Genomic DNA, 15229 nt, shown 5'->3' with positions numbered 1-15229 from the left:
TGTCTTGAAGAGATGCGACACATTCGTGTTCGGCCTCGTGAGACGTTGATCGACGGGCCCGGGGAAGGGTGGCGGCTGACGTCCCTGTCGGCCAGCCCACGAATGAAACTTTTCATTCATGAACTGACGTTACTGTATCAAGCCGTATGCAAACGTGCAAGATTTGTCCTAGGATTCAATACATGACCCTCAGCACCGCCGTCGTCCTCGCCGCGCGCCCCACCGGGCGCCCGTCTGCTGAGCACTTCCGCATCGAACAGCGAACACTGCCCGAGATCCGAGAGAACGAGGTACTGCTCCGAACCGTCTACCTCTCGCTCGACCCGTATATGCGCGGTAGAATGAACGAATCGAAGTCGTATGCGACCCCTGTTCCCATCGGTGGGATCATGGAGGGCGGCACAGTCAGCGAGGTCATCGACACTCGCTCTCCCCGGTTCCGCACGGGGGATCTCGTCTTCTCGAAATCCGGCTGGCAGACGCACGCTGTCATGGCGGCGGAGGAACTGCGCCCTATCGATCCCCGGCTCGCTCCGATCACCACGGCGCTCGGAGTGCTCGGGATGCCGGGCTTCGCCGCCTACCTTGGACTGACAGAGATCGGCAAGCCGAAGCCGGGTGAAACCCTGGTGGTCGCCGCGGCCACGGGACCGGTCGGATCGGCAGTGGCGCAGATCGCCGGACTGCTCGGTGCGCGCGTCGTCTGCATCGCAGGAGGCGCCCGGAAGGTCGATTGGCTGAAGGCGCAGGGATTCGACGCCGTGATCGATCATCGCTCGGCCTCGTTCGAGGAGGATCTCGCTGCAGCCGTGCCGAACGGCATCGATGTATACTTCGAGAACGTCGGAGGGCAAGTCTGGGAGGCGGTGCTCGGCCACCTCAACGACTTCGCTCGTGTCCCGGTGTGCGGGCTCGTCGCGCACTACAACGAGACCGAGACGCTGGCCGGCCACAGTCGCATGCCCCAGCTCATGACCGCGATCAATGTGAAGCGGCTTCTCATCCAGGGTTTTACCCAGCGCGATTTCGGTGAGGAGCATCGTGCTCGGTTCGAGGAGGACATGGGCCGCTGGTTCGCCGAGGGAAAAATCCGGTACAAGGAGGACATCGTCGAAGGGATCGAACGGGCACCCGAAGCGTTCATCGGAATGCTGAACGGCGACAACTTCGGCAAACTCATCGTGCGGGTCTCGGAGGAGCCCATGGCCTTAGGTAAGGGCGCGGACGCGATCTGACAATGCGGACTCGCCGTTTTGCGCACCGAGGCCGACACCCGGTACACCCGCTCACGCGCAAGTCGCTTTGGGCTCTCACGCAGGTGCGAGAAGCCATCGACCGGCGATTGCCCTCCTGTCAACTTCCGCGGGACTTGGCTGAGCGGTTTCGGGCCGTCCCCAGAGATGTTCGGTCGTGCGGCTGATCGGCCGGTTCACGACCAGGAGGGCGAGTCGGCGTACTCGGTATTTGCCGCCGCCCGAACTGGAGTCGGGCGGCGGCAAATGCGAACGGCTCGGGTCAGCCCACCTAGTAGAGCGCCTTGCCGCCGTCCAGGCGGATCACGGTTCCGTTCAGGTAATCAGAGCAGCTGGCCAAGTACATCAGCGTCTCGGCGACATCATTCGCATCGCCGTTCTTGAACTCGTACCGGCTGCCGACACGATACGTGTCGCCGTCCACAAGCGGCTCGCCACGGTACTCGCGGAGCGCATCGTTGGTTCCGTCGTCGGATCGGTAGAACTGCGTTGGAGCCACAGCGTTACACTGCACCACCGGGGAGAGCGCGACGGCGAGTTGCTCCATAAGGCGGATCAACGCCGTCTTCGACAGGCTGTGCGGGATCAGGTTTGGCCAGGCCTCGTTCGTAGAATTTCCTACCAGTGCGATGATTCGGCCGTGCCCCTGCGCGAGCATCACCTCGGCGGCGGCTTGGCTCAAGAAAAACGGCCCGCGGATGTTCACGCCGAACGAAGCATCGAAATCGTCCTCCGTCACGTCTTCGAATTCCTTCGCACGGAGCGAACTGGCGTTGTGGATTAGCACGCTCAGATCACCCTTCCATGCCGCGGACTCGGCGACGAGACGTTTGGCCTCTTGAACGTTCGATACGTCGGCTTCAATAGAGATCGCCTGGCCACCGGCATCCGCGATGGCTTGCACTGTCTCATTGGCAAGATGCGACTGTCCGAGGTGGTTCACCACCACCGCAGCTCCGGCAGCGGCGAATCTCACAGCGAACTGTCTTCCTGCACGCTCAGCAGCTCCTGTGATGAGCACGGTCTTTCCTTCTAGATTCGGTGCCAGATAGGTCACTGTTTCTCCTTTTCCTACCGTCTGCCCAGCCAGAGTGGCGGGGTCCTTTTTCAGCGCTCACGTACACCGGCTCGCCAGACTGCAGATGTCAAAGCCATGCCTGGCCGGTAGGCGAGGTGCGCGATCGATACCGCATCGAGCATCTGCAGGTCAGCGCGGGCTCCAGCCCGGATCATCCCCACGGCCGGTTGGATTTGGCCTCGGGGATTCGTCCAGCCGTCCTCGTTCATGCCCAGTGCGATTGCGCCCCCGAGCGTCGCCGCGGAGACCGCTTCTTTCACCGAAAGCCCCATCTGCAGCACTGCGGTCGACACGCAGAAGCTCATGGACGAGGTGAACGAGGTGCCGGGGTTGCAGTTCGATGCGATAGCTACGATGACGCCGGCATCGATGAGCTCGCGCGCACGAGCCAGCGGCATCTTGGTGGAGAGATCGCAAGCGGGCAGCACTGTGGCGACCGTGCCTCGATCCGGTGCCGTCCACGATGACGCCAGTGCATCGATATCCTCCGCTGTGAGGAAGCCCAGATGATCGACACTGAGCGCACCGAACTCGACCGCGAGTTGCACGCCAGGGCCATGTTCAAGCTGATTACCGTGCACCCGCCGCGCGATTCCCCGAGACTTCGCCGCGGTCAGCACCTCCCGGGTGGCCGCGGCGTCGAATGCGCCTGCCTCGCAGAACACGTCGACCGCGGAGACGTACGGGTCGACTGCCTCGAGCATCTCCCCGACGACGAGGTCCAGGTACTTGTCAGGCTGCCATTCCTGCGGCACGACATGGGCTCCGAGGAAGGTGACAGCATCGACATGTCGGGCTGCGATGGACGCGGAGCGCACTTCATCCGGCACTGTCAGTCCGTAGCCGGTCTTGGTCTCTATCGTCGTGGTCCCGTTCCTCCTGGCTTCGCGGACGAGCTTCTCCAGATTCCTCTCGAGCGTACGGTCATTGGCCTGGCGCGTGGCACGAACAGTGTCATTTATCCCACCCGCAGCATAGGGCTCACCAGCCATCCGGGCCTCGAACTCCGCTGAACGATCACCGGCGAACACCATGTGGGTGTGCGAATCAACCCAGCCCGGGAGCACCGCGCGTCCGCCGGCGTCAACTCGCTCGTCAGCGCTGGGTGCAGCTGACGACGGTCCGACCCAGACGATTCGATCATCCTCGAGCACGAGGGCCGCATCGAGAATCTGTCCATCGTTCTCGGGATCGTTCGTGGTGAGCTCTCGTATTCCATCGATGAGCGTAGCCCGCGATTCTGCCATGCGAGTTCCGTCCTATCCTCGTGTCTGCCCTGATTGAGGCTCCCGCAGTCTTGAGAACTGCGCTGTGGAGAAGCTCCGCTCCCCGAAAGGGTTCTCGAAAGGAACGGTTCGGTGATCGATACCGTTCCGCTCGTTCTCGATGATGTGAGCCAACATTTCGCCGACGAGCGGCGCAGTCTTGAACTGGGTCCCAGAGGTCGCCATCGCCACGAAGAGACCGTCATAGCAGGTGCGATCATAGATCGGCAGCCAGTCCTCCGCGGCATCGTAGAGCCCGACAACACCGCTGCGCGAGCGAGGAATGCCGAGGTCGGGTATGCGTCGCGCGAGCCTGAGTGTCGCTCGCTCCCAGGCCTCCGGACTGACCGTGCGGTCAAAATCGTCGGGATCCTCGATGATCGTCTGCTCAGCGGCAAGATCCCCGTTGCTTCCGCCGAGCAATGCGTTGCCGCTCTCCGGCCGGAAATTGATGTTGAGGTCCGCATCGACGAGATGCACCCCCTGAAGCGCGACATCGATCGCCGAAGACACCGGCACATGGAGCAGTTCCTCCCGGATCCGACGGGTGCGGATCCTGAAGTCCTCATTCCCACCAATCGACTGCAGAATCGAGTCCGTATTCGGTCCCATTGCCAGGAGCACGAGTTCCGCCCGAATCTCCGTACCGTCGGCGAGGGTCGCACCGATCACCTGTTGCCCCTCGCGATCGATGGTCTGTACAGCCGCGGACGGCCGGTACTCGGCCCCGCGTCGCTGAGCCGCACGCATGAGGTTGGACGCGGCGAGGGTTGGGTCGCTGACGAAGCCCGACTGCGGGGTGTAGACGGCCCCAGCCAGGTACTCCTCGGGTTCCTTCCAAAAGGCCTCGTCCTCAACGGAAACCGGGGGCCCGAACCTGTGGAGGTCGAGGTAGGGGAACCGGTCCCCCGTCTGCTCGATGGTCCACTCCTCATACGCAACCCCTGAGTCGCGCATCGCGTCAACCGTTCGCCTGACCGGACCCTCACCAGTGTCGAGAAGCAGCGTTCCACACTGTTCAAAGCGAGCGATAGCCTCCCCGGCGTCTGCCTCGACGAACTCGGCCCACCGTTTCCAGAGCTCCAGCGAGTCCGCCGCGAGGGCTGAACTCTGCGGATCACTCGCGTGGACGCGGATGATGCCCGCCGAGGTGCCGGTCGAGCCGTCGCCCACCCCGCTATTACGGTCGACAACGAGCACGCCATAGCCTCGTTTGGCCAGGGCGAAAGCGGCGCTCGCGCCTATCACTCCTGCCCCGACGATCAGGACCTCGACCCGCTTCTCGACACCCATGTCTGCTGCTCCTTTGCAATCAGTGAACTCGTAGTCGTGGGCGTGAGGCTACTCGCCCCATCCCGGATGCGGATGGTGAACTCCCAGCTGCTTGACGAATGATTCCCGAAGGTCGCTCACCTTCTCGCCGACGAACTCCAGGAGGAAGTTGCCGGCGAGCGTGAACGGTTCACCCTGAACCGGCGTGATGATCGCCCACCATTCTGCTGCCACCCGGTCGTCCTGGACCACCGGCCGCCCATACCTGAAGTCGACATCCTGTACATTCTCAAGGGCAGCCACCCAGAAGCCCTCGATGGCTTCTCGCCCTACATACGGTTGATCCAGAAACGGGGTGTTACGGTAGCTCGCCGTGTTGGTCATAATGTCTGCCGCAGCTTGAGCATCCTTCGCTTTCCACACGCGACCGAAGCTCTCGAACCATTCTCTTGCCACGTCAACGGACACAGTCATATTCTCTTCTCCCGAACCTCTCAGTTACGTTCATCAGCAGTCGAAGCAGACCCCCGGGATTCCATACTCCCGTCGGTTTTCGAGACCGGCAACACTGCCTCCTCGATTCTTCTTCTATGCATTTGTATCATTTTTAGCATACTCTTATACACGGCGACCATGGAAGGCCGCCAGGGACGAGCCTTCACCGACACGAGCTCAGCTCTTCGTGAACGATGCCCTGACACCCACGAGCGAGGATGCAAGCCAACGATGACCACCATCCCACCCGATTCCCTAGACCCGACACGGGATTTCGACGATCTCTACTGGACGCCTGAGACCGCTGCAATCACCGAGAACGATGAGTTTCTGCAGCAGGTGATCATGCAGGCGGAACTCCCGGTCCTCCTGGCATCGATCGCGGCCGCTCTGCATGACCTCTCCTTTCTGCCGCACGAGTTGCGCCCCCCGCTCACCCCTATGGACACCGAGCCTCACCCCCACGGAGGCATGGATGACGAGCAGAAGTCCGCGGCCGCTTCATTGGCGTTACGGGGCCTGCAACGGATTCGCGATGAGAAAATCACTCGCGCCACCAGGCTCGACGACGATGAGGTACGTCAGATCCTCGATTTCCTCTCTGCGGGCAATTCCTCCTGGCACGATTCTCTCGTGCATGAGCTCGACCTCGCGCCCAGCAAGGGAGCCAAACCGGAATGGAGCTTCGAGACTTCATACCCCGGCCGCGAGTTCCCTGTGCTCATCGTGGGCGCCGGTGTCGCCGGCATCGCTGCTGCGCACCGCTACGGGCAGGCCGGACTGCCCTACACGCTCGTCGAAGCGAGCAACACGGTCGGCGGCACCTGGGCGAAGAATGACTACCCCGGTGTCCGGCTCGACACGCCGACGTTCGGCTATTCCTACTCCTTTGCCCAGCGAGTGGATTGGCCGCACCAATTCGCAGAAGGAGAAGAGATTTGCGAGTATCTCCGGGATGTCGCCGAGCGAGCGGGCATCATGGACCACATCGAGTTCGACACCCGGCTAATCCGCCTGCGGTGGAACGAACGGAAGTTGCGCTGGCTGGCGACGACGCGAACCGAACTCGGTGAGGAGCGCACGCGAGAGTTCTCGGCCGTCGTCAGCGCTCTGGGCCAACTCGACCGTCCGAACATCCCGGAGTTCCCAGGCGATGAACTCTACACCGGTATCATCATGCACTCTCAGGAGTGGGACCACGACGTAAATCTCACGGGCAAGCGCGTAGCCGTGATCGGCACAGGAGCCAGCGCGTACCAGATCGTTCCCGCCGTGATCGATCAGGTGAGCACCCTCACGGTGTTCCAGCGAAGCGCACCGTGGATGCTTCCCGCGCCCAATTATCACCACGACATTTCTCAGGGGTTCACATGGCTGCGGAACAAGGTACCCCACTATGGTCAGTGGTACCGGCTGTGGGTCATCCTTATCGGGATTCCGGGCCGGGCGCATACGGTAACAGCCGAGGAGGGCTGGGAGGGCGCACCGCTCAGCATCTCCGCTAAGAATCAGGAGTTGAGGGAGTATTTGACCGCGCGGGTTGAGCGACAGCTCGCGGGCCGCCCAGATCTGCTCGAGCACGCGATTCCGAACTATCCGCCGGGTGCCAAGCGGATGCTTCGGGACAACGAGGTCTGGACCGCGGCGTTACGGGCGGAGAAGTCCACTCTGGTGACGTCAGGCATCCAGCGACTCACTTCGAAGGGGATCGTCGACAACGACGGCATCGAACACGCGGTCGATGTGGTGATTCTAGCAACAGGCTTCAAACCATCGGACTACCTGGATGAGGTCGAAGTCATCGGACTGAACGGCACGTCCATTCACGATTTCTGGTCGGGAGACGCCCGGGCGTACAACGGGGTCACTGTGCCCGGATTCCCGAACCTCTTCCTCATCTATGGACCCAACGTCGGCGGTGTCGTCGCAGGCAGTCTGCACTTCATGCTGGAGCGCGCGGTCGAGTTCTCGCTAAAGGCCATCCGCGAGGTATTGGAGCGCGACGCCGCAGCAATCGACGTCCGCGAGGAGGCTATGAACCGATTCGTGGACTGGGTCGACGCGGGCAACCGCCGAATGGCCTGGGGCCAGCCATACGTCAAGACCTGGTATCAGAACATGTACGGCCGGGTGTCACAGATCTGGCCCTACACGAACGTGGAGTACTGGGAAGTCACGAACCGCGTTAAGGAGCAGGATCATCGGTTCATTCCACGGAACGCCGCAAGCAGCCGCCCGGGCTCGCCAGCCAGTCAGAACGGAGCAGCACGATGACGCATTGGGAGCGAAGGAGCCTAACCAACGAGGGCCTCGTCACAAGCTATCTTATCGCAGGCGACGCCCGGAACGCGCCGCTCGTATTGCTGCACGACGGAGCTTGGGGCGGGTCTGCAGAGGCGAGTTGGGGCAGCAGTATCGCCCGCCTCGCGGAAGAGTACCTCGTGCTCGCCCCCGACCTCTACGGATTCGGCGCTTCAAGCAAGATGGTGCAGCTCGATGTTGCACCCTATCGCTTCCGTCTGCGTCAGGTCTCCCGGCTGCTCGACAGCCTCGGTCTCGAGCACAGGCCCGCCCATCTCGTCGGCAACTCCTTCGGAGGCGCTATGGCGCTTCGTGCGGTCGTCGAGTCTTGGTTCTCCTATCGCGTCAGGTCTTCAACCTCGATTTCGGGCACGGGCGGCCCTTACCGAACCAAGGAGTCACTCGAATCACTCGCTCACTTCGACGGAACGCGCGAGGACATGCAGCGCATCGTCCGACTGCTGGCCGGAGACTTTCCGAGCATCGACAGCTACGTCGACCTGCGCCTCAGGGATGCCTGCAACTCGGGGCACTTCCGGGCCGTGTCGTCAGCGGGCCTAGCGACTCCATTCCGCTCCGAACCGAGGCCCGCTGACGACTATCCTGCGAGCCTCAAGCGCTCTCAAGTGCCGGTCACTCTAGTCACCGATCCAGCGGATACCCTCGTCGAGACAGGATGGGCCGAAAGGATCGCGGCCCACTCGAGCAGGTGCGCGGTTCGGCTCACGGCAGGCCTCCACTCTCCCAACATCTCAGATCCTGTCGGAACCGCGGAGCTAATTCTGGATATTCTCCGTACGCACGAGAGCGACTCGACCTGACTTTGGTCAGCGCGAAGCGCACCGCCCGCTGCGCATTGAAGGTATCATCCATGCAATATACACGCGTGACGGAAACGTCCTGAAAAGAAGTGGTGACGGTGACACACACAACTCCTCCTTCCAATGAGTTGTACGACCGCTTGCAGAGTGGGCGGTTCTCCCCCGGCCAGCGCCGAATCGCCAGGTACATCATCGACCACCGTGATTCCGCGGCGTTCCTCACGAGCGACAGCATCGCAAGGCAGGTCGGGGTGAGCCAACCCTCAGTCTCGCGATTCGCGGCTGTGCTGGGCTATGAGAGTTTCGCTGACTTCAAGCAAGCCCTTCAGAACTGGGCTCGCTCCGAGCTCTCGCTGTCGGCCTCTCCAGAGCAGCCGGCCACTCCGTTCAACGAGGCGATCACTGTAGAGATTGCGAACCTTCAGTGGCTGGCGCAATCTCCGACTCTCGCCGCGCAGCTCTCCCGCGTCGGCGAGCAACTCATGGATTCCCAGAAGCTCCCCGTGATCGGCCTGCGAATCTCCCGATCCTTCGCTCTCCACTTCGCCTACCTCGGCACCAAGATCCACCCCGGCATCGTGGTCGTCGATCGAAGCGATACAGAGAGCCGGGAGCTCCTGGCCCGCTCGATGCGTGACGGCGCAACCTGGTGCGTCGTCTTCATGCTTCCGCGATACCCAAGGGAGTGCTGCGAACTCGTCGAGTACGCTCGAGAGCTCGGCCTGAAGGTCGTCGTGCTGACCGACGAATCATTTCTGACGCTCGGCCTGAATGCCGACGAGTTGATCACGGTCCGCTTGGGGAGCGGCCTCTTGTTCGATACGTCGGCAACCGTCAATCTGGTATCGAGCGCCCTGCTGCACGCGATGGTGGATACGCGACCCGCGATTGCTCAGGATCGGCTGGAGCTCTTCGAGACGGAAGCGGTCAGGCTGCGGGTGTTCGAGGGCTGAACCCGCCGAACGCCATGAATCATTGTGAACCGAACACCCATCCCACCCGTTACCAGACCCTTCGTTCCGAAAAGGAACACTGCCAAACGAAGTGAAGCGCGACTGACGCATCCATTTGTCGAGCCTTCCGACATGGACGCCGAAGTCTTTCGCGATCTGCGCGAGAGTGACGTCTGAATCACGGTTCTGGGAGACGCGGATCACGTCGTCGCGGAACTTCCTTGGGAAATGGCTTGGGCATGATGACATCCTTCCAGGCCAGCCCTCTCGGCTAGCCACGCTAGATGTCACCCGTTCCTGACCAGACCAGACCAGACCAGACCAGACCAAGACTGCCACACCAGCACCTCGGAGGCAGCGGCCATCGATCGAGGAAGACCCTGTCGAGCCAGCTCTCTATGACACCGGCCTCGACGCAGGCGAAGGGCTCTGGCTCAGGACCGGATGGGCAGGGCGAGGGTAAACACCCCCGGTCCCATGGGTTCCCCGTCAACAACAGAACCCCCGCCATCGGCAGGGGTTCTGAGTGACTCCGGTAGCTGAGGCGGGGCTCGATCCCGCGACCTCACGATTATGAGTCGTGCGCTCTAACCAGCTGAGCTACTCAGCCAAACTCCACCCGAAGGTGAACAGAGTCAGAGCCCCGAGCCAGGATTGAACTGGCGACCCCTTCCTTACCATGGAAGTGCTCTACCACTGAGCTATCGGGGCGCGGCCGCTTACGGCAACCGTTAGAGAATATCATCTTTGCGGAGGCGATGCGAAATCGGGAGACTGTCTCGAACCCGTTTCTCTGAGGCCCCGATCACCTCCATTCGGCGAAGACGCAAAGCTGTCTGGAAACCGGGATAATTGGGAGCATCGGCAACACGATGCACACGAGATCGCAAGGGAAGGCAGCGTTGATTCAGCGTCTGGCAGTACTCATCGGCATCCTCCTCGCAATCTGGATGACCGTCGGCCACTGGGCTTTCGGCCTGGGCGGCCCACTCACTTGGTGGTACGTGATCATCGGGGCCGCGTACATCGCCATTCATCTCTGGGTCGCGTACCGCATTCGACTCGCACGCGATCGCGGCCTGCGCCGCGGACGCAGCACCGTGGTCGCCCTGATCCTCTCCTGGACCAGCGCCGTGGGATTCGGGTTCACCGTCCCTGACCTCGTGAACGGTGAACTCATGTCGATCGTGAGCCACTACGCCGGATCAGCGTTCTCTGCGGAGATGTCGATTGCACTGTGCAACCCCTTCGGGATCCTCGCGTTCGCGTTGCTCTTCGCCGCACTCGGCTTCTCCATCGCAGATGGGCGCGAGCCACGCCCGGAAGAGGATGAGGGCGACGACGAGCAGCAGATGGCTCCTCATCCACTCGGTTAGGCAGCAACGCACTCCAGAGGCTCGTACGCTAGTGGTATGAGCGACAGGAAGCCACCTCGCAGGAATGCCCCGATGCTGTGGACGCTCGGGGGAATCGTCTGCGGCCTCGCTGCGGGCATCGCTATCGGGATCGCGACCAGCATGGTCGGGCTATGGACTGGTGTCGGTCTCGCCCTGGGCGCGATCGTGGGGTTCATCATCGGGATGCCCTCCGAGAAGAACTGAGCGCCACAGCCGCAAGCACACGCGCCACCGTCACGGCCAACTACCCACACTCACGAATAAGTCCTGAGTCGCGACACCGTTTGTCAACGGTGTCGCGACTCAGGACAATGGCGGAGGATAGGGGATTTGAACCCCTGAGGGCGTGAACCCAACACGCGTTCCAGGCGTGCGCCATAGGCCGCTAGGCGAATCCTCCGCCGTCAAGTCTAGTCGGTACGACGATGAATACGCCAAACGCGATGGGCGGAGAGTGCTCCCCAGCACCCATTCAACCCGCCGAACTTGATTTATAACGGAAAGATAACGCATACTGTCATGGTGCCGTTTTTCGAACCGGCATTTTTGTTGGACCATGACTGGAGAATCTGTGCCGTTTCCTGCGAAACCGCTCATCGTGACGCTCGTCGCAGCCGTAACCTTCGCGTTCGGTGCAGCACCCGCCACCGCGGCAGAGCCCGTTGAAGACTTCGCAGCCCCGGCAGCAGTCGCGCCAGCAGTTCCTACCCAGTCTCTCAGCACCGACTCAGAGGCGATCGCCGACCAGGCCCTCGAGGCCATGATGCAATCCTCGGAGCTCGCGTCGACGCCCCACGGCTTCGACGTTGAAGCGACCATCGAGGCAGCCAAGAGCGAGATCGGCACGAGTCGCGCCACAGGGTGGAGCCAGCCCGGAGAATGCATCATGTCGGCACAGCGGTGGGTCAAGGCCGGCGGCGGCGCCTGGAACGGCGGCGGAACACCCGTCAGCAACTACGTAAACGCTACCCGTCTGCTCATCGGCGATGCTCAACCCGGCGACATCATCCAGTACGAGCACATCGCTTCCCCCGACTCCTGGGTGTCCGGCGTGCACACGCTCCTCATCGTTGGCGTCAACGATGACGGCACGTTCGACATCATCGAATCGAACAACCCGGGCGGATCCGGTCTCGTCTCCGAAGACGAGCACTGGACCCCGAAGCCTCCCGAGGGTTTCCAGGCCGTCGTCTGGCGTTTCTAAGTCCTCACCCATTGCGGGCAGCAGCCCACGGCATCCAGCGATGAGCTGCAAGCTCTCGTATCTCGAGCCATAGAACTTACAGAGTCAGGCCGGCAGAGCTCACGGAGTCGGACTGACCGCGATCCTGCGATCAAATGACGACAGACTCGCCCGTCAGCTCTTCACGCAGCTTGGATACTCTCGCGATACCGGTTTCGATCGAACGCACGAGATCGTCCTGACCGTTGGCGATTGCAACTTCGATCTCGGCGAACCCCACCAGAACCTCGTCGTCGAGCTTATTCGTGATGAGATCCTGCAGTTCAGCGGGGAGATACTGGAAGCCCTTGGTGGTCATAAACATAAGATACCCCGAATGACCGGCCTGCCGCCTCCCGTGCGTCACGCAGTCGGAGGCGGGGTCGCACGCTCACGAGTATCGTGCGCGTATGGATCCTGCCATTCTCCTGCTCATCATCTACATCCTCGCCGGACTCCTGGCATTCATCACGACTCTGCTCATCCTGTGGTCGGTGATACGCAGCGCTGTCCTTTCCGCGCTTCGTGCCCACAGCGAGGAGACCAGACAATGACAGACATAGTCCGCATAGCCCTCATCCGGTGCGGGCAGGAGCCTTACGCGACGCATGGCGATGGTTCATCAAGGCATGCTCGGTCTGCTGCCTTGCCACCTTGCAACTTCGGCGTGTTCTCGAACGTGGTATGAGGACAAGGTCCCTCGTTTTCTACATGAACCGTCCCTGCAGCTCTCGTGATGGGGGCTTTTCGTTTCGCCAGGTTGGGCTTGAGTGGTGACCGTAAGAAACGACCAGATCTGTTGTCCGAACGAGAGTTCTCGAGTTATCGGCAAGAAGCCCCGTCTGCCGCTAACCCGAATTTTCCAGATGACGGATGAGTGATTCAGGCTCGCGGGGGCCGCTGAACACGGGCACAGTGGCATCCCCGCAGGTACGGCACTGGAACTCATACTGACCGTCGCCTATCGAGCACGACCGTACTGCGCCGAGATCGGACAGTCGAAGGGGTCACGAGCTGCGAGACCCACTCGGTTGAGATAGTCGATCACGATCGCGTATGAGCGCCACAGCGAAGTTTCGGTATATGGCACGCCGAGTGAGCGGCACTGCTCGCGAACGATGTCGCGCGCCTTCGAAAGGTGTGGGCGGGCCATGCTCGGAAACAGATGATGCTCGACCTGGTAGTTGAGACCTCCCATGAGCCACGTGGCCCACCACCCGCCGCGGATGTTGCGAGACGTCCGCACCTGCTTCGTGAAGAAGTCGAGCTTCGCATCATGCGCAATCACCGGCATACCCTTGTGGTTCGGTGCAAATGATGCCCCCATGTAGACACCGAAGACGGCGAGCTGCACCCCAATGAAGGCGAACGCCATACCCAGAGGGAGGAGCAGAAAGACTGGCGCAAGCACGACCGCGAAGCGCGCAGTAATGATCCCGAGCTCTACCCATCGCCCCTTCACCGGGCCACGGCTCAGGAGGTACTTGAGGCTATGGAAGTGCAAATTCAATCCTTCCAACGTCAGCAAGGGAAAGAACAACCACCCCTGCCGTCGGGTGATCGCTCGCCGCAACCCGCGCGCCTGCACTGCATCCTCCTCGATGAAGGAAATGGTGTCGACCTCGATATCGGGGTCTTTGCCAATGCGGTTCGGGTTGGCGTGATGGCGAGAGTGTTTGGAATCCCACCACGCATAGCTCATCCCCACAATGCCCGCGAGGACCCGGGCGAGACGGTCGTTCGACGGGCCCAACGACAATATCTGGCGGTGCGCTGCCTCATGCGCAAGGAATGCGATCTGAGTGAAAATGATGCCGAGGGCGGCGGCGATGAGGAGCTGGAACCAGCTGTCTCCGAGCAAGATGAAGCCGGTCACCGCCCCACCGAAGGCGACGGTGATCGCAACACTGACCCATAGATAGAACCACGGTGCCCGGCGCAGGAGCCCCAACTCTCTGACCACCTCGGAAACGCGCTTGTATGCCTTCGCGATCGGCGGGAAATCACCGGTGCGGGCCCTCGTAGGCCTAAGCGGCCCGAGCCCGTGCAGCGCCTGGGGTAGAACAGTCATTATGCGAGGCACCTGTTTCGTCGTGAACCGCGGGCAATGCGATCCGGTAAAGCCAAGGGCGGATGCCAATCGCTCCTCTCACGGTATCCGCTCAACCATGCAAACCCCCGCATGTGCAGCAACTAGCGGCCGCTTCACAGGCGCGCTCGCCCTAAGGGCGTTAACCCTTCGGTCGAAGGTGATCACGGAGCTGCCCCACGTATCGGGGCCCATGGACACCAATCAACCCCTGACCCTGGCGCCTAAACGCCTGGTCAGGGGTTGATTTCTCGCGGTGGCGGATGAGGGATTCGAACCCCCGTAGGCAGTGCCAGCTGATTTACAGTCAGCCCCCTTTGGCCGCTCGGGTAATCCGCCGTGTGGCTGCAACGAATCACAACCAGCAATCAACAATACCGCGTGACCCCCGCGAACGGAAATTCTCGCTGCTCTGGAGTCTGTAGGCCGCAGATGCATCCCGCAGGTGCATCCGGGACGCATCACCCCGCAAGGTGCCGCGCCACGCGGTACTCGAGCCCCAGGCGTACGCCGGGCCACTCGGGCTCGGTGATCGAGAATACGACTGTGTCGCGCACATACCCCGCTTCGGGGCGCAGGTGGGCGCGCAGAATCCCGTCTTGTTTGGCGCCCAACCGAGCAATCGCGGCCCGCGACTGATGGTTATGGAAATCGGTGCGGAACTCCACCGCACTGCACCCCCATACTTCGAACGCGTGCCGCAGCAGAAGAAGCTTCGCCTCGGCATTCGTTCCAGTGCCTGAAGCGCTTGCAGCGTTCCAGGTCGATCCGATCTCGACGCGCGGGGTGACCGCGTCAATGTTCATGAAGGTCGTCATCCCGATGATCTCGCCGGTATCGATACGCCTCGTGGTGAACGGCAGCATGCTCCCCTGCCGCTGCAATTCGAGTCGGCGGCGAATCTCCGTCTCCATCTCGTCCGGCGCCGGCACGAGGGTGTACCAGAGCTTCCAGACCTCGCCGTCGCGCACTGCGGCGGTCAGTCCGTGCAAGTGATCGAGCGAGAGCGGTTCGAGGGCGACGAGGCTCCCGGCGAGAGTGCCTGGGTGGTCGAGGGCCATACGGTCTCCACTCGGATCGGGG

General features: G+C 61.9%; 15 protein-coding genes and 4 tRNA genes. 8 read left to right on the top strand and 11 right to left on the bottom strand.

Features of this window, described 5'->3' with window-relative positions:
• Positions 1 to 182: 182 nt before the first annotated feature.
• Positions 183 to 1235 (top strand): NADP-dependent oxidoreductase, encoded by a 1053-nt coding sequence (locus ACUYV6_RS01605; protein ID WP_449276897.1) that lies wholly within the window; start codon positions 183 to 185, stop codon positions 1233 to 1235.
• Positions 1236 to 1524: 289 nt separating this feature from the next.
• Here ACUYV6_RS01605 and ACUYV6_RS01600 read toward each other — a convergent pair whose 3' ends face one another.
• Genes ACUYV6_RS01600 through ACUYV6_RS01585 form a run of 4 tightly spaced genes read right to left on the bottom strand, consistent with a single transcriptional unit; the run spans position 1525 to position 5342 of the window.
• Complete coding sequence (locus ACUYV6_RS01600) at positions 1525 to 2310, bottom strand: SDR family NAD(P)-dependent oxidoreductase (RefSeq protein ID WP_449276896.1); 786 nt, start codon at positions 2308 to 2310, stop codon at positions 1525 to 1527.
• A gap of 50 nt (positions 2311 to 2360) precedes the next feature.
• Positions 2361 to 3578, bottom strand: coding sequence for an imidazolonepropionase (gene hutI, locus ACUYV6_RS01595; protein WP_449276895.1), 1218 nt, complete (start codon positions 3576 to 3578; stop codon positions 2361 to 2363).
• Positions 3579 to 3590: 12 nt separating this feature from the next.
• A complete protein-coding gene (locus ACUYV6_RS01590) occupies positions 3591 to 4889 on the bottom strand; it encodes an NAD(P)/FAD-dependent oxidoreductase (protein ID WP_449276894.1) in 1299 nt (432 codons plus the stop codon).
• A 48-nt stretch (positions 4890 to 4937) separates the two neighbouring features.
• Positions 4938 to 5342 (bottom strand): nuclear transport factor 2 family protein, encoded by a 405-nt coding sequence (locus ACUYV6_RS01585; RefSeq protein ID WP_449276893.1) that lies wholly within the window; start codon positions 5340 to 5342, stop codon positions 4938 to 4940.
• Between the two features lie 252 nt (positions 5343 to 5594).
• Between ACUYV6_RS01585 and ACUYV6_RS01580 the strand changes: the two genes are divergently transcribed.
• The 3 genes from ACUYV6_RS01580 (at position 5595) to ACUYV6_RS01570 (ending at position 9438) form a co-directional block, all read left to right on the top strand.
• Positions 5595 to 7637 (top strand): flavin-containing monooxygenase, encoded by a 2043-nt coding sequence (locus tag ACUYV6_RS01580; protein ID WP_449276892.1) that lies wholly within the window; start codon positions 5595 to 5597, stop codon positions 7635 to 7637.
• Positions 7634 to 8485 (top strand): alpha/beta fold hydrolase, encoded by an 852-nt coding sequence (locus tag ACUYV6_RS01575; RefSeq protein WP_449276891.1) that lies wholly within the window; start codon positions 7634 to 7636, stop codon positions 8483 to 8485. Before ACUYV6_RS01580 ends, ACUYV6_RS01575 begins: the two co-directional genes overlap by 4 nt.
• A 98-nt stretch (positions 8486 to 8583) precedes the next feature.
• Complete coding sequence (locus tag ACUYV6_RS01570) at positions 8584 to 9438, top strand: MurR/RpiR family transcriptional regulator (protein WP_449276890.1); 855 nt, start codon at positions 8584 to 8586, stop codon at positions 9436 to 9438.
• A 536-nt stretch (positions 9439 to 9974) separates the two neighbouring features.
• Here the strand turns inward: ACUYV6_RS01570 and ACUYV6_RS01565 are convergent.
• Both ACUYV6_RS01565 and ACUYV6_RS01560 read right to left on the bottom strand, forming a co-directional pair.
• Positions 9975 to 10048 (bottom strand) — tRNA-Met (locus tag ACUYV6_RS01565).
• A 29-nt stretch (positions 10049 to 10077) separates the two neighbouring features.
• Positions 10078 to 10149: transfer RNA gene (locus ACUYV6_RS01560), tRNA-Thr, on the bottom strand.
• Between the two features lie 191 nt (positions 10150 to 10340).
• On the opposite strand from ACUYV6_RS01560, the gene ACUYV6_RS01555 reads away from it, so the two are divergent.
• Together ACUYV6_RS01555 and ACUYV6_RS01550 are read left to right on the top strand one after the other, a co-directional pair.
• Entirely contained in the window at positions 10341 to 10814 is a 474-nt protein-coding gene (locus ACUYV6_RS01555) for a hypothetical protein (protein WP_449276889.1), read from the top strand.
• Positions 10815 to 10850: 36 nt separating this feature from the next.
• Positions 10851 to 11039 (top strand): hypothetical protein, encoded by a 189-nt coding sequence (locus ACUYV6_RS01550; protein WP_449276888.1) that lies wholly within the window; start codon positions 10851 to 10853, stop codon positions 11037 to 11039.
• A 108-nt stretch (positions 11040 to 11147) separates the two neighbouring features.
• Here the strand turns inward: ACUYV6_RS01550 and ACUYV6_RS01545 are convergent.
• A tRNA-Ser gene (locus tag ACUYV6_RS01545) sits at positions 11148 to 11235 on the bottom strand.
• 156 nt (positions 11236 to 11391) lie between these two features.
• Between ACUYV6_RS01545 and ACUYV6_RS01540 the strand changes: the two genes are divergently transcribed.
• On the top strand, positions 11392 to 12039 hold the full coding sequence (locus ACUYV6_RS01540; RefSeq protein WP_449276887.1) for a lipase: 648 nt from the start codon (positions 11392 to 11394) through the stop codon (positions 12037 to 12039).
• A gap of 130 nt (positions 12040 to 12169) precedes the next feature.
• On the opposite strand, the gene ACUYV6_RS01535 is transcribed toward ACUYV6_RS01540, so the two are convergent.
• On the bottom strand, positions 12170 to 12376 hold the full coding sequence (locus tag ACUYV6_RS01535; RefSeq protein ID WP_449276886.1) for a hypothetical protein: 207 nt from the start codon (positions 12374 to 12376) through the stop codon (positions 12170 to 12172).
• A 91-nt stretch (positions 12377 to 12467) separates the two neighbouring features.
• On the opposite strand from ACUYV6_RS01535, the gene ACUYV6_RS01530 reads away from it, so the two are divergent.
• Positions 12468 to 12611: a hypothetical protein gene (locus ACUYV6_RS01530; protein WP_449276885.1), complete on the top strand. Its 144-nt coding sequence runs from the start codon at positions 12468 to 12470 to the stop codon at positions 12609 to 12611.
• Positions 12612 to 13018: 407 nt separating this feature from the next.
• Here ACUYV6_RS01530 and ACUYV6_RS01525 read toward each other — a convergent pair whose 3' ends face one another.
• The 3 genes from ACUYV6_RS01525 to ACUYV6_RS01515 form a co-directional block, all read right to left on the bottom strand.
• The gene (locus ACUYV6_RS01525) at positions 13019 to 14128 is read right to left on the bottom strand and encodes a fatty acid desaturase family protein (RefSeq protein WP_449276884.1); all 1110 of its coding nucleotides are present in this window, start codon (positions 14126 to 14128) and stop codon (positions 13019 to 13021) included.
• 275 nt (positions 14129 to 14403) lie between these two features.
• Positions 14404 to 14485 (bottom strand) — tRNA-Tyr (locus ACUYV6_RS01520).
• 122 nt (positions 14486 to 14607) lie between these two features.
• Entirely contained in the window at positions 14608 to 15207 is a 600-nt protein-coding gene (locus ACUYV6_RS01515) for a GNAT family N-acetyltransferase (protein ID WP_449276883.1), read from the bottom strand.
• Between the last annotated feature and the right edge of the window lie 22 nt (positions 15208 to 15229).

The organism is Leucobacter sp. GX24907 (assembly GCF_053567335.1).
This window is presented reverse-complemented; position numbering and strand designations above follow the sequence as displayed.

Bases quoted from the DNA above. Each gene is read 5' to 3' on its own strand.
- ACUYV6_RS01515 (WP_449276883.1), bottom strand. From the start codon at position 15,207: ATGGCCCTCGACCACCCAGGCACTCTCGCCGGGAGCCTCGTCGCCCTC.
- ACUYV6_RS01540 (WP_449276887.1), top strand. From the start codon at position 11,392: ATGACTGGAGAATCTGTGCCGTTTCCTGCGAAACCGCTCATCGTGACG.
- ACUYV6_RS01550 (WP_449276888.1), top strand. From the start codon at position 10,851: ATGAGCGACAGGAAGCCACCTCGCAGGAATGCCCCGATGCTGTGGACG.
- ACUYV6_RS01530 (WP_449276885.1), top strand. From the start codon at position 12,468: ATGGATCCTGCCATTCTCCTGCTCATCATCTACATCCTCGCCGGACTC.
- ACUYV6_RS01580 (WP_449276892.1), top strand. From the start codon at position 5,595: ATGACCACCATCCCACCCGATTCCCTAGACCCGACACGGGATTTCGAC.
- ACUYV6_RS01605 (WP_449276897.1), top strand. From the start codon at position 183: ATGACCCTCAGCACCGCCGTCGTCCTCGCCGCGCGCCCCACCGGGCGC.
- ACUYV6_RS01575 (WP_449276891.1), top strand. From the start codon at position 7,634: ATGACGCATTGGGAGCGAAGGAGCCTAACCAACGAGGGCCTCGTCACA.
- hutI (WP_449276895.1), bottom strand. From the start codon at position 3,578: ATGGCAGAATCGCGGGCTACGCTCATCGATGGAATACGAGAGCTCACC.
- ACUYV6_RS01525 (WP_449276884.1), bottom strand. From the start codon at position 14,128: ATGACTGTTCTACCCCAGGCGCTGCACGGGCTCGGGCCGCTTAGGCCT.
- ACUYV6_RS01585 (WP_449276893.1), bottom strand. From the start codon at position 5,342: ATGACTGTGTCCGTTGACGTGGCAAGAGAATGGTTCGAGAGCTTCGGT.
- ACUYV6_RS01535 (WP_449276886.1), bottom strand. From the start codon at position 12,376: ATGACCACCAAGGGCTTCCAGTATCTCCCCGCTGAACTGCAGGATCTC.
- ACUYV6_RS01590 (WP_449276894.1), bottom strand. From the start codon at position 4,889: ATGGGTGTCGAGAAGCGGGTCGAGGTCCTGATCGTCGGGGCAGGAGTG.